This window comes from Streptomyces sp. KMM 9044, from assembly GCF_024701375.2.
Classification (GTDB): Bacteria; Actinomycetota; Actinomycetes; order Streptomycetales; family Streptomycetaceae; genus Streptomyces.
Window position 1 is genome coordinate 4,353,012 of the sequence record NZ_CP113910.1, and the last position, 12,477, is coordinate 4,365,488.

General features: G+C 70.2%; 13 protein-coding genes and 1 tRNA gene. 11 read left to right on the forward strand and 3 right to left on the reverse strand.

Annotation, left to right across the window (positions count from 1 at the left end; all coding sequences use genetic code 11):
* Positions 1-221 precede the first annotated feature (221 nt).
* Positions 222-3,098: a penicillin acylase family protein gene (locus HUV60_RS19680; protein ID WP_257848570.1), complete on the forward strand. Its 2,877-nt coding sequence runs from the start codon at positions 222-224 to the stop codon at positions 3,096-3,098.
* 76 nt (positions 3,099-3,174) lie between these two features.
* On the opposite strand, the gene HUV60_RS19685 is transcribed toward HUV60_RS19680, so the two are convergent.
* Positions 3,175-3,792, reverse strand: a complete 618-nt coding sequence (locus HUV60_RS19685) for a 5-formyltetrahydrofolate cyclo-ligase (protein ID WP_257848571.1) — start codon at positions 3,790-3,792, stop codon at positions 3,175-3,177.
* A 92-nt stretch (positions 3,793-3,884) separates the two neighbouring features.
* Between HUV60_RS19685 and galU the strand changes: the two genes are divergently transcribed.
* The 7 genes from galU (at position 3,885) to HUV60_RS19720 (ending at position 9,595) form a co-directional block, all read left to right on the forward strand.
* Positions 3,885-4,796, forward strand: coding sequence for a UTP--glucose-1-phosphate uridylyltransferase GalU (galU, locus tag HUV60_RS19690; RefSeq protein ID WP_257848572.1), 912 nt, complete (start codon positions 3,885-3,887; stop codon positions 4,794-4,796).
* Entirely contained in the window at positions 4,793-6,115 is a 1,323-nt protein-coding gene (gene glp / locus HUV60_RS19695) for a molybdotransferase-like divisome protein Glp (protein WP_257848573.1), read from the forward strand. Before galU ends, glp begins: the two co-directional genes overlap by 4 nt.
* A gap of 84 nt (positions 6,116-6,199) precedes the next feature.
* Positions 6,200-6,730, forward strand: a complete 531-nt coding sequence (gene moaC, locus HUV60_RS19700) for a cyclic pyranopterin monophosphate synthase MoaC (RefSeq protein ID WP_257848574.1) — start codon at positions 6,200-6,202, stop codon at positions 6,728-6,730.
* Positions 6,727-7,272 carry a MogA/MoaB family molybdenum cofactor biosynthesis protein gene (locus tag HUV60_RS19705; RefSeq protein WP_257848575.1) on the forward strand — a complete coding sequence of 182 codons (546 nt, stop codon included), beginning with the start codon at positions 6,727-6,729 and terminating at the stop codon, positions 7,270-7,272. The genes moaC and HUV60_RS19705 overlap by 4 nt, the downstream gene beginning before the upstream one ends.
* A gap of 17 nt (positions 7,273-7,289) precedes the next feature.
* Positions 7,290-7,940, forward strand: a complete 651-nt coding sequence (locus tag HUV60_RS19710) for a GNAT family N-acetyltransferase (protein ID WP_257848576.1) — start codon at positions 7,290-7,292, stop codon at positions 7,938-7,940.
* Positions 7,941-8,131: 191 nt separating this feature from the next.
* Positions 8,132-9,436 carry a divisome protein SepX/GlpR gene (sepX, locus tag HUV60_RS19715; protein ID WP_257848577.1) on the forward strand — a complete coding sequence of 435 codons (1,305 nt, stop codon included), beginning with the start codon at positions 8,132-8,134 and terminating at the stop codon, positions 9,434-9,436.
* An 82-nt stretch (positions 9,437-9,518) separates the two neighbouring features.
* Positions 9,519-9,595 (forward strand) — tRNA-Ala (locus tag HUV60_RS19720).
* A gap of 252 nt (positions 9,596-9,847) precedes the next feature.
* Here the strand turns inward: HUV60_RS19720 and HUV60_RS19725 are convergent.
* Positions 9,848-10,192: a hypothetical protein gene (locus HUV60_RS19725; RefSeq protein WP_257848578.1), complete on the reverse strand. Its 345-nt coding sequence runs from the start codon at positions 10,190-10,192 to the stop codon at positions 9,848-9,850.
* A gap of 214 nt (positions 10,193-10,406) precedes the next feature.
* Here HUV60_RS19725 and HUV60_RS19730 point away from each other — a divergent pair, with 214 nt between their 5' ends.
* On the forward strand, positions 10,407-11,075 hold the full coding sequence (locus HUV60_RS19730) for an EcsC family protein (protein WP_257848579.1): 669 nt from the start codon (positions 10,407-10,409) through the stop codon (positions 11,073-11,075).
* A gap of 135 nt (positions 11,076-11,210) precedes the next feature.
* On the opposite strand, the gene HUV60_RS19735 is transcribed toward HUV60_RS19730, so the two are convergent.
* Positions 11,211-11,483: a GntR family transcriptional regulator gene (locus HUV60_RS19735; RefSeq protein WP_152170339.1), complete on the reverse strand. Its 273-nt coding sequence runs from the start codon at positions 11,481-11,483 to the stop codon at positions 11,211-11,213.
* Between the two features lie 327 nt (positions 11,484-11,810).
* Here HUV60_RS19735 and HUV60_RS19740 point away from each other — a divergent pair, with 327 nt between their 5' ends.
* On the forward strand, positions 11,811-12,104 hold the full coding sequence (locus HUV60_RS19740) for a hypothetical protein (RefSeq protein WP_257848580.1): 294 nt from the start codon (positions 11,811-11,813) through the stop codon (positions 12,102-12,104).
* Positions 12,101-12,370: a hypothetical protein gene (locus HUV60_RS19745; protein WP_257848581.1), complete on the forward strand. Its 270-nt coding sequence runs from the start codon at positions 12,101-12,103 to the stop codon at positions 12,368-12,370. Before HUV60_RS19740 ends, HUV60_RS19745 begins: the two co-directional genes overlap by 4 nt.
* Positions 12,371-12,477: the final 107 nt, after the last annotated feature.

Genomic DNA, 12,477 nt, shown 5'->3' on the forward strand with positions numbered 1-12,477 from the left:
CGGGGCCCGGGTTGACCGGCACGTTCACGGCGAACTACTTCGTTACCTTACCTAACTCTTGACGCTTTCTTGACGTGCGCTCCTGGCATCATCGAACGCCCGTCCAGGGTGGTATCCGACTCCGCGTCAAGTGGCGCAGGGCCCTGCGCCTATCGTTGCTCCAGCGCTCAGTTAAAAGCACAGCCCGCCCTGCCGCTCGCGTAAGGACAGCAAGGACAGCGATGCCCCCCAATACCACCGCCTCCACGGGTCAGCAGCCCGGCACGTCCGGCAGGAGAAAGGGGCGCAAAGCCCGTCTGATCGTCTTCGTCCTGGTGCTGGCGCTGATCGGCGGTGCCGTCTACGGGGCGTACTGGTCGGTCGGCACCGTGCGTGCCTCCTTCCCGCAGACCAAGGGCTCGATCACCCTCGAGGGCCTGTCGGGCACCGTCGACGTGCAGCGTGACGACCACGGGATCCCGCAGATCTACGCCTCCTCCGACGAGGACCTGTTCATGGCACAGGGCTACGTCCAGGCGCAGGACCGGTTCTACGAGATGGACGTCCGCCGGCACATGACCTCCGGACGCCTGTCGGAGATGTTCGGCGAGAGCCAGGTCGAGACCGACGAGTTCCTGCGCACCCTGGGCTGGGACCGGATCGCCCGGGAGGAGTACGAGAAGACGCTTTCCCCGGCGACGAAGAAGTACCTCGACGCCTACGCCAAGGGCGTCAACGCCTACCTGAAGGGCAAGGACGGTGCCGCGATCTCCCTGGAGTACGCGGCCCTGGGCTTCACCAACGACTACAAGCCCGGCGCCTGGACACCGGTGGACTCCCTGGCCTGGCTGAAGGCGATGGCCTGGGACCTGCGCGGCAACATGCAGGACGAGATCGACCGCGCCCTGATGACCAGCCGCCTCGGCCCGGAGCAGATCGCCGACCTGTACCCGGCGTACCCGTACAGCCGGAACAAGCCGGTGGTGCAGGAGGGCCAGTACGACGAGCTCACCGGCACCTACGAGTCGGGCAGCGGCGGGAGCGGCACGGGCGACGGCACCGGGACCGGGACCGGGGACGGCACGGGCACCGGTGCCGGCACGGTGGACCCCGGAACCGGCACGGTGGACCCCGGAACCGGCACGGTGGACCCCGGCACCGGCGTGGAGGGCGCGTCCGGGGCGGGAGGCACCGCGGACGGCGCCGCGGGCACCGCGGGCAGCCTGGAGAGCCAGCTGACGGGTCTCCAGCAGGTCCTGCAGGACCTCCCGACCGCCGTCGGTGTCAACGGCGACGGCATCGGCTCCAACTCCTGGGTCGTCTCCGGGGAGCACACCATCACCGGTGAGCCCCTGCTGGCCAACGACCCGCACCTGTCGCCCGCACTGCCGTCCGTCTGGTACCAGATGGGCCTGCACTGCCGCAGCGTCTCCGCCGAGTGCCAGTACGACGTCTCCGGCTACACCTTCGCGGGCCTGCCCGGTGTCATAATCGGCCACAACCAGGACATCGCCTGGGGCCTGACCAACTCCGGGGTCGACGTCACCGACCTCTACCTGGAGAAGATCACCGGCGAGGGCTACCAGTACGACGGCAAGGTGGTGCCTTTCACGACCCGCGAGGAGACCATCAAGGTCGCCGGCGGCGCCTCGCAGAAGATCGTCGTCCGGGAGACCAACAACGGTCCGCTGCTCTCCGACCGGTCCAAGGACCTGGTGCGGACCGGCAAGAAGGCCACTGTCGAATCCGCCGCACCCGACCGGGGAGACGGCTACGGCGTCTCCCTGCGCTGGACCGCGCTGGACGCCGGCCGCACGATGGACTCCGTCTTCGCGATCAACCGCGCGAAGGACTGGGACGGCTTCCGCGAGGCGGCCGCCCTGTTCGAGGTGCCCTCGCAGAACCTCGTCTACGCGGACACCGAGGGCCACATCGGCTACACCCTGCCCGGAAGGATCCCCACCCGCGCGGAGGACCACGACGGCTCCATCCCCGCGCCGGGCTGGAACCCCGACTACGAATGGACCGGCTGGATCGAGCAGGACGAACTGCCCTACGAGTTCGACCCCGACCGCGGTTACATCGTCACCGCCAACCAGGCCGTCGTCGACCCCGACACGTACCCGTACACCCTGACCACCGACTGGGGCTACGGCGCCCGCAGCCAGCGGATCGACGACCTGATCCAGTCGAAGATCAAGGACGGGGGCAAGATCTCCACCGACGACATGCGGCAGATGCAGCTCGACAACAGCAGCGGCATAGCCAAACTGCTCGTGCCCGAGCTGCTCAAGATCGACGTCGACGACCCGGACGTGCGCGAGGCGCAGAAGCTGCTGGAGGGCTGGGACTACACCCAGAACGCCGACTCGGCGGCGGCCGCCTACTTCAACTCCGTCTGGCGCAACATCCTCAAGCTCGCCTTCGGCCACAAGCTGCCCAAGGAACTGCGGGTCAAGGGTCAGTGCCTGTGGGTCGACCCGGTCAACCCGACCGGGCCCGCCGAGGAGCGCGTCAAGGTCCGCGAGTGCGGTCTGCGCGAGGCGGACCAGGCCCAGCCCGACGGCGGCGACCGCTGGTTCGAGGTGGTCCGCACGCTGATGGAGGACGAGGACAGCGACTGGTGGACGACCCCGAAGTCGGGCACCCGCCCCCCCGCGGGGAACCGTGACGAGCTGTTCGGGCGCGCCCTGATCGACGCGCGGTGGGAACTCACCGCCAAGCTCGGCAAGGACATCGACACCTGGAGCTGGGGCCGGCTGCACCGCCTGTTCCTGAAGAACCAGACCCTGGGCACCTCCGGCCCCGGCTTCGTGCAGTACGCCCTCAACCGGGGCCCCTGGAAGCTCGGTGGCGGCGAGGCCACGGTCAACGCCACCGGCTGGAACGCCGCCGGCGGCTACGGGGTGGTGTGGGTGCCGTCGATGCGGATGGTGGTCAACCTCGGCGACCTCGACAAGTCGCGGTGGATCAACCTCACCGGCGCCTCCGGACACGCCTACAGCGCCCACTACGTCGACCAGACCGACGCGTGGGCAGAGGGCGAACTGCTCGAGTGGTCCTTCTCGGAGAAGGCGGTCGAGGAGAGCACCGAGGACACCCTGCTGCTCAAGCCGTGAGCAACGGCCACCGCTGACACGAGAAGCGGCCTCCACACACGCGTGGAGGCCGCTTCTCGTGTCAGCGTGCACCGGCTCAGCCGAACCGCCGTACCCCCGAGGGCGTCACCACCGCGTGCACCGGATGGTCGTGCGGCTCCTCGGGAACCCGCTCGACGACCTCCGTGCCGTACAGCAGCACCACCAGCGCCGGGTGCGCGCCCGTGCGTTCCAGCCGGGCCAGCACCCGGTCGTACGAGCCCCCGCCGCGTCCCAGCCGCATCCCGCGCGCGTCGACGGCCAGGCCCGGCAGCAGCACCACGTCCGCCCCGGTGACGGCGTCCGGGCCGAGGCGCTCCCCGGACGGTTCCAGCAGCGTCAGCCGTCCGCCGCCGTGCCGCACGTGTGCGAGGGATTCCTCGCCGGTGTACGCGCCCCAGTCCAGGTCGTTGTCGGGGAGCAGGGCCGGCAGCAGCACGCGTACGCCCCGCGCGCGCAGGGCGTCGAGGAGCGCGAGCGTGCCGGGTTCACTCCCGACGGAGACGTAGGCCGCCACCGTGCGCGCGTGCGCCAGTTCGGGCAGCCCGAGCGCACGGTCGGCCAGCGCGGTCGCGCACTCCCATACGTCACCCGCCGTCAACCTTCCCCTTGCCAGGAGGATTTCCTGTCGCAACGCCCGCTTGGCATAATCGTTCGCGCGTTCGTTCTGTCTCAACTCTGTCCCCGTACCGTTCCAATATGCTCATATGAGATTTAAGTGTGCGGAGCTCCATATTCCCTGCGAAGGCAGCGGATATGGTGGCGGGCATGATTCAGTCGCACCCTCGGATCACCAAGGCTGTCATCCCCGCAGCGGGCCTCGGCACCCGGTTCCTGCCGGCCACCAAAGCCACTCCCAAGGAGATGTTGCCGGTCGTCGACAAGCCGGCGATCCAGTACGTGGTCGAAGAGGCCGCCGCCGCCGGTCTCGACGACGTCCTCATGGTGACGGGACGCAACAAGCGCCCCCTGGAGGACCATTTCGACCGCAACTACGAACTGGAGTCCGCCCTCAACAGGAAGGGTGACGCCGCCCGCCTCGCCAAGGTCCAGGAATCCAGTGACCTCGCGACGATGCACTACGTCCGTCAGGGCGACCCCAAGGGCCTCGGCCACGCCGTCCTGTGCGCCGCCCCGCACGTCGGCGACGAACCTTTCGCCGTCCTCCTGGGCGACGACCTGATCGACCCGCGCGACCTCCTGCTCCAGCGCATGATCGAGGTCCAGGAGCAGCACGGCGGCAGCGTCGTCGCGCTCATGGAGGTCGCCCCGGAACAGATCCACCTCTACGGCTCCGCCGCCGTCGAGGCCACCGCCGACTTCGACGTGGTCCGGGTCAGCGGCCTGGTCGAGAAGCCCGAACCGGCCGACGCGCCCTCCAACTACGCCATCATCGGCCGCTACGTCCTCGACCCGCACGTCTTCGAGATACTGCGGAAGACCGAGCCGGGCCGCGGCGGCGAGATCCAGCTCACCGACGCTCTCCAGCAGCTCGCCGCCGACGAAAAGGTCGGCGGCCCGGTGCACGGCGTGGTCTTCGAGGGACGCCGTTATGACACCGGCGACCGGGGCGACTACCTGCGTGCCATTGTCCGGCTCGCGTGCGAACGTGAAGACCTGGGACCGGACTTCCGGACCTGGCTCCGCCGTTATGTCACCGAGGAGATGCAGCAGCCTTGAGCACCGCCGCGCCCCGCACCGCAGGCCCGGACCACCTCTGGTCGGTGGACGAGCACCTGGACGACATCCTCGCCGCCGTCCGCCCCCTGGAACCCATCGAGCTGAACCTCCTCGACGCCCAGGGCTGCGTCCTGGTCGACGACGTCACGGTGCCGCTGTCCCTGCCGCCGTTCGACAACAGCTCCATGGACGGGTACGCGGTACGGGTCGTGGATGTCGCGGGCGCGAGCGAGCAGTACCCGGCGGCCCTCGAGGTCGTCGGTGACGTCGCGGCAGGCCAGGCCGACCTGCTCCAGGTCGGTCCCGGCCAGGCCGTGCGCATCATGACCGGCGCCCCGCTCCCGCCCGGCGCCGAGACCGTCGTCCCCGTCGAGTGGACCGACGGCGGGCTCGGCGAGGGCCCGGTCGCCGCGATGCGGGCCCGCAGTTCGGCCCCCGAGGGGGACACCGGGCAGGTGCTCGTGTACCGCCCGGCCGAGGCACGCGCGCACGTGCGTGCCAAGGGCAGCGACGTACGGGCCGGAGACCGCGCACTGGAGGCCGGCACCGTCCTCGGCCCGCCGCAGATCTCCCTCCTGGCCGCGATCGGCCGCGGCACGGTACGCGTGCGCCCGCGCCCGCGCGTGGTGGTGATGTCCACCGGCAGTGAACTCGTCCAGCCGGAGAGGAAGCTGAGTGCCGGTCAGATCTACGACTCCAACAGCTTCTCCCTCACCGCCTGCGCCCGCGACGCCGGCGCCATCGCCTACCGCGTGGGGGCCGTCTCCGACGACGTCGACACCCTGCGGGACACCATCGAGGACCAGCTGGTGCGCGCCGACCTGATGGTCACCACCGGCGGGGTGAGCGTCGGGGCGTACGACGTCGTCAGGGAGGCGCTGTCGTCCGTCGGCGACGAGGACGAGCCGGGCAGCGGCATCGACTTCCGCAAGCTCGCCATGCAGCCCGGCAAGCCCCAGGGCTTCGGCTCCATCGGACCCGACCACACCCCGCTGCTGGCCCTCCCCGGCAACCCGGTCTCCTCGTACGTCTCCTTCGAGCTGTTCGCCCGCCCCGCCATCCGCACCCTGATGGGCCTCAAGGACGTCCACCGGCCGAGAAAGCGCGCCACCCTCACCGCGGGCGGTGCGCTGAGCTCCCCGAAGGGCCGCCGCCAGTTCCTGCGCGGACGGTACGCCGACGGCGAGGTGGCCCCGGTCGGCGGTGCCGGATCCCACCTGGTGGCCGCCCTCGCCCAGGCGAACGCGCTGATCGTCGTCCCCGAGGAGACCGAGTCCGTCGTCTCCGGCGCCGACGTCGAGGTGATCCTGCTCGGCTGACCCGAACGGGTTGGCGGTACCGTGTCGCGCACAGCAGGCCCGTGCGCCGCACCGCGGCGGGCCCGGACCGGGAGCGCCACACTCATGACCGTGCCTTCCCCGGGGGAGACCCCCGGACCCACCGACCAGCGCCGCCTGACCGACCAGAGCCGTCTGACGCACCTCGACGAGGCGGGCGCCGCCCGTATGGTCGACGTCTCCGGCAAGGACGTCACCGCGCGCACCGCCCGCGCCACCGGCCGGGTCCTGGTCTCCCCCCGCGTGATCGAACTGCTGCGAGGCGAGGGGGTCCCCAAGGGAGACGCCCTGGCCACCGCGCGGATCGCGGGCATCATGGGCGCCAAACGCACCCCCGACCTGATCCCGCTGTGCCACCCCGTGGCGGTGTCCGGTGCGAAACTGGACCTGTCGGTCGCGGACGACGCCGTGGAGATCACGGCCACCGTGAGGACGACGGACCGCACGGGCGTCGAGATGGAGGCGCTCACCGCGGTCTCCGTCGCCGCGCTCACCGTGATCGACATGGTCAAGGCGGTCGACAAGAAGGCGGTCATCACGGACGTGCGGGTGGAGGAGAAGACGGGCGGCAAGTCGGGCGACTGGAGCAGGGCATGACACTCGACGCATCCGTCGGGGGCGCACTGCTCGCGCCGTACAGCGCGCTGGTGGTCACCGCCTCCAACCGGGCCGCCGCCCGCGTCTACGAGGACACGGGCGGCCCGCTGGTCGCCGAGGGTCTGCGGCGCTTCGGCTTCGCCGTCGACGGCCCCCGGGTGGTCCGGGACGGCGACCCGGTCCAGACCGCGCTGCGCGCGGGCACCGAGGCGGGGTACGACGTCATCGTGACCACCGGCGGCACCGGCATCTCGCCCACCGACCGCACCCCCGAGGCGACCCGCGCGGTGATCGTCCACGAGGTGCCCGGTATCGCGGAGGCCATCCGGGCGTACGGCCGGGACAAGGTGCCGACGGCCGCCCTCTCCCGGGGTGTCGCGGGGGTCGCGGAGAGCGGGACCCTGATCGTCAACCTGCCGGGGTCCCGCGGCGGAGTGAAGGACGGCCTCGCAGTACTGGAGCCGCTGCTGAAACACGCGGTCGACCAACTGCGCGGCGGTGACCATCCCGGGCCGGGGGCCAGTGGCGGGGGTGCGAGCTGAACGGCCCGGCCTGGCCCGTGGAGCTGACGGCCGGCGATGTCGTCCTGAGGCCCATAAAGCTGCGCGACCAGCGGGCCTGGCGCGAGGTCAACCGCCGCAACCGTGACTGGCTGCGGCCCTGGGAGGCGACCATCCCGCCGCCCGCCCCCGCAGGCCCGGTCGTGCACCGGCCGACCTACCGCCAGATGGCCCGTCACCTGAGGGCCGAGGCGCACGCGGGCCGGATGCTGCCGTTCGTCATCGAGTACCAGGGGTGTCTGGTAGGCCAGTTGACGGTCGCCGGGATCACCTGGGGCTCGATGTGCTCGGGCCACGTCGGCTACTGGGTGGACGAGGCGGTGGCCGGCCGCGGAGTCATGCCGACGGCCGTGGCGATGGCCGTGGACCACTGTTTCCGTACGGTCGGGCTGCACCGCGTCGAGGTGTGCATTCGCCCCGAGAACGTGCCCAGCCGACGGGTCGTGGAGAAACTCGGATTCCGTGAGGAAGGACTACGCCCGCGTTATCTGCACATCGACGGAGCCTGGCGCGACCATCTCGTCTTCGCGCTCACAGCGGAAGAAGTGCCCGAGGGGTTGCTCGGCCGCTGGCAGCGGGAACGCTCCCGGCGTGAGCGGCCGGAGGACGGGTGGCGTAACCCCGGAATCCCGCACGGCCCTGGTAATTGAATAAACGTTCGAATTAGGCCATCCGGTGACCGCCTGGCGACCCTCCGAAGTCGGTGGAGGCGGAGAATTTCATGTCTCGAGTGGTCTGCTGATCACATCGATCCAAAAAAGTTCGAGATATCAGCCGGATCGTGCGACACACCGACTCAATTGGCGGATGGCCCCACCTGAACCCCTCTACCGTGTGAGGCGTGAGCAGCAGCGGCCTCATCTACGCAGTCATCGTCGGGGCCTGGGCCGCCTACTTGGTGCCGATGTGGCTCCGTAGGCAGGACGAGCTGAACGAAGCCCGTCCGACGGAACGCTTCAGCACGGCCATCCGTCTGTTGTCCGGACGGGCGGGCATGGAGCGCCGGTACGCCAGGGACCTGCGGGCGCGCTCCACCGACGAGGAGGAGCAGGGAGCCCACGACCCGGACGCGGTCACCGATTCGGTGGACGTCCGGGCCTTCGCCGTGTCCCAGACCCGCCCGCAGGTGCAGGCGCCCGTACGGGAGCAGCAGCCCGCGCAGCGGCCGGACCGGCGCGGCCCCGGCCACGGACCCGGCCCCGGAGCCCGTCCCGCACGCGAGCGCGTCCCGTCCGCCCGTCGCGAACAGGCCCCCCGGAGGGCACGGCCCGCCGGACCCGGCGGGTCCCCTGCCCGGCAGTCCGCGGCGGCGCAGGCCGCCGCGGCACGCGCCCGGCGCTCGAAGGTGCTCGCACGCCGTCGACGCACCACCACCCTGCTCTTCGTCGTCTTCACCCTCGGCGCGGTCGTCGCGGCGGTCGGCGGCCTCGCGTTCCTGTGGGCGCCCGGGGTGCCGGCCGTGCTGCTGAGCGTCTACATCGCGTACCTGCGCTCCCAGGAGCACCGCCGGTTCGCGTACCAGATGGACCGCCGCCAGGCCGAGGCCGCGGCGCAGCGGCTGCGTGGGCGCGAACGCCGTCCGCGCCACCGCCCGTCCGCCGTCGACACGGACACCGACGAACCGGAGGGCCCGGGGCAGGGCTTCGAGGCGGGCGTGAACCACGCCACCGACCCCGGTCTCTCCGCGCTGGCCGCCGACCGGCGGGCCCTCGTGGAGCAGACCGACCACGCCGAGTGGGTCGACCAGCAGCGCGAGCGCCAGCGGCGCCCCGGCCAGGGCGGCGACAGCTGGGACCCGGTCCCGGTCCCGCTGCCCACGTACGTGACCGCCCCGGTCGCCCCGCGCGCCACCAGCGGCGTGGACCTCGGCGCCCCGGACACCTGGAGTTCGGCCCGCTCGGGTTCCATGGCCCCGGGCCCGGAGGAGGCCGACGCGTCCGACGACGCGGACCCGGAGGGCGCGGGGACCGGCGAGGACGGCCACCCGGACGACCCCGGCCGCACCGGCGCCCTTCCCCCCGCGCGAAGGCGCTCGCGCGAGGGGGGCCCCACGGAGGTCTCGGCCCGCCGGGCCCGCGAGCGCGGACGCACCCCGCTGTTCGACCAGTACGAGGACGGCGACCGCCCTCGCGCAGCCAACGAATGACCTCCCGAAACCGCAGGTACCCCCCGTCGGCAACGGATTTCCGAGCACCCCGATCGGGGTGCTAAGGTTTCTCTCGTTGCAAGGGCCTGTGGCGCAGTCTGGTAGCGCACCTCGTTCGCATCGAGGGGGTCTGGGGTTCAAATCCCCACAGGTCCACCATGGGCCGTTCGTGGGTTCGCCTGCGAACTGTTCACGAGATCCCGATCCGACGGTCACCGTCGGATCGGGATCTCGTCGATTGGGCCTCTAATTGTGTGAAAGTCGGCCTGGCGGGCCGCCGGGAAGCGCGGCGAACCGCGTCGGAACGGACCGGGGATAGAGATGCGGGCATGCCGCAGGGACCGCAGGCGTGGAGTCAGGCTCCTGCAGTCTCGCGACGTGTCGATCTTCAATTACGGGGTGTCTGCCCGGTCAGGGGCTGCGGCTCAACACCCGGGGGCGGGGCGTGATTGGCTCTTCAGCCGTCGGGTAGGGCGGGAGGACTTCGCTCGGCCCGAGGTCGAGGCCGGTGACGGGACTCATCTTGCTGGCGACCAGGTACTGCTCAAGTTCCTTGATGTTGTGCACCATGACGGTGATGGCGGACAGGAGAGTCTGCGCGACGCGGCCTCGCGGCTGACGTCTCTCACGGGCATGCAAGGCGGAGTCGACAGATTTCAGTCGCCCGTTGCCGCCCTCGATGTGTGCGCGCAGTGTCTGGTAAGCCAAGGCCCAGGAAGGTGTCTGCCAGGGCAGTTCCTGTCGCGTACGGGGCATGACGTGTGCCTGCACCGTGACAGAGGACTGGCGACAGCACTTAGGGCGTTCGTCGATGGGAAGGTCGGGGGGTGCGACGGTGGGCCGGTTGGCGGGGTGAGCAGCGCGGGGGCTTGCCCCCGGATGGGCCGGCCGGGGCACCTTGCAGTGCATCAAGTCTGTGCGCAGTGCAAGTCGTCCATCTTCATGGGGGCGACGAATTGGGAGGGACACTATGGAACACGCGACGGACGAGCCCGAGGCGTCTCGGCTCCAGAAGGTCGTCGAGGGGATCGCCATCACGCCGGAGGCCGCCACTACGCTCGTGGACGGTTACCGCGCGACCTTCGAGGCCAAGTTCAAGCGGGAGCCCGAGAGCCTGGAGGACAAGCGCCGGGTCGCCAACAAGATCGTTGGCCGGTACTCCAAACTTTCCGCAGCCGCTGGGGCGGTCACCGCAGTCCCGAGCGTGATTCCGGGCGTCGGTACGGCGGTCGCAGTCCTGGGCGGCGGTGTCACCGACATCGCCGCGGCACTCAAGCTCCAGATCGACATGTGCATGTGCCTGGTTGAGGTGTACGAGACCGAGATGAGCGCGGAGGACAAGAAGCACCTCGCCTTCACGATCGCGTTGGCGGGTTCGGCTGAACAGATGGCGACGAAGGGCGGCAAGGCGGCGGTCCAGAAGATCGCCGAGAAGCTGGTCTACCAGTACCTCAGAGGGCCCGCCTTGGTCACGATCAAGCAGTTGTTCAAGCGGGCATCCATCACCTTCACCCAGAAGGCGGCGGCCAAGGCGATCCCAGCCGGTGTAGGTGTCGCTTTCAGCAGCTCGACGAACTACGTCCTGACGACGGTGGTGGGCAAGGTCGCCGTCGCCGTCCTGGCAAAAGATGTGAAGTAGCAACGCTGAAGCGGATCCGCCCCCGCCGACTCAGTTCGTGGGGGCGTCCTGTCGCGGATGAGCCCTCCGGCCAGGCAGCCGAGGTATTCGTCCGCGTACGGCACGGCGGCGGCCTGTAGGGGAGCGCGGCTTCGGCTACGCGGAGGGCTCGGGGGTTTCGGGGAAGGGTGGCAGCGGGTCGGCCACGAACGAACCCCGGGCGCGCACAGTCACCACCAGCCCTCGGTCCCGAAGAATGTCCAGAGCACGGCGGACGGTACCCGGACCGACTTTGTAGTCGTGCGTCATCGTCAGTTCTCCCGGCAGCCGGGTACCGGGCGCGTACTCACCGGAGCGGATCTTCCGCTCAATGATCGCGGCCAGCTGCTCATACACGTACTGCGGCGAGTCAGGGCTGATCGTGTCCACGTTTTGACCGTAGAGCGCCACTCTCCACTACGCATTACCTAGTACTACTACCCACCACTACTACCCACCACTACTCATCACGACTCTCATGAGAGTAGGGTTCGGAGACTCTGCTGCTCAATTCGGCGAGCGATCACGTGCCATGTTTTCAGGGCTCGGCCGCGCCCGGCCTGCCTGCATCTGCGACGCGCTCTGAAGGCCGTATCGGCACGGCGTCATCACGCCGGGTAATTGCGCAGCAGAGTCTTCGGAGGGAACAAAGACGCCCCGGCAGGAAGGTTCAGAGCTTCCACGCCGGGGCTGAGCCGACTGATTGGGAGTCGACCTATGCGCAGCCTACTGGCCGCGATTCTGGCCCTGTTCCTGCCCGCCCGCGGTGCCCATCGCGCCGCAGCGCCGCCACCACTGCCCCCCATCTCCTGTCCGCCCGCTCCGGAACCCGCACCCGTGATCACGTGCCTGCACCCGGCGGACGTCATCACCGTCGACGCCATGCCCCTGGTCCGCTCGTATGTCGTCGAGTGGGAACGCGAGCGGGACGAACATGACCGGCGCCGGGCGGCGGTCCTGGCGACGCTGGGTCAGGACTACGTTGCGGTTCCGTGGGAGGTCGCCGTATGAGCACGCGTACGCCGCGTCTGCGCAGCCTCGGCCTCGACCCGGCCACCGGCAAGGAGGCCCTGGCGGTCACACGCCCCGGTGGCCTCCTTGAGGAGCTGGCCGACGCGCACGCGCTGAAGGCCGCCGCTGTCCTGGTGATGGTCGTCGGCGCCGTACTGGAGGCGGGGAAGGCGTCGGACGCCGAACTCGCCGCCTTCGTCACGCCGTTGCACGCCGCGCTCGAAGAATGCGTCGGGATCATGGCGGCCGACAGGAACAGGGAGTGACGGCGTAGCGGCAAGTCGGCCGCATGGCCGGTGGTGCCTTCTGCTTGCCCTCGCCGTCGCCCGCTTCACCGCGCTGCTCGACAGCGACGACGAGGACGACCCGGAGA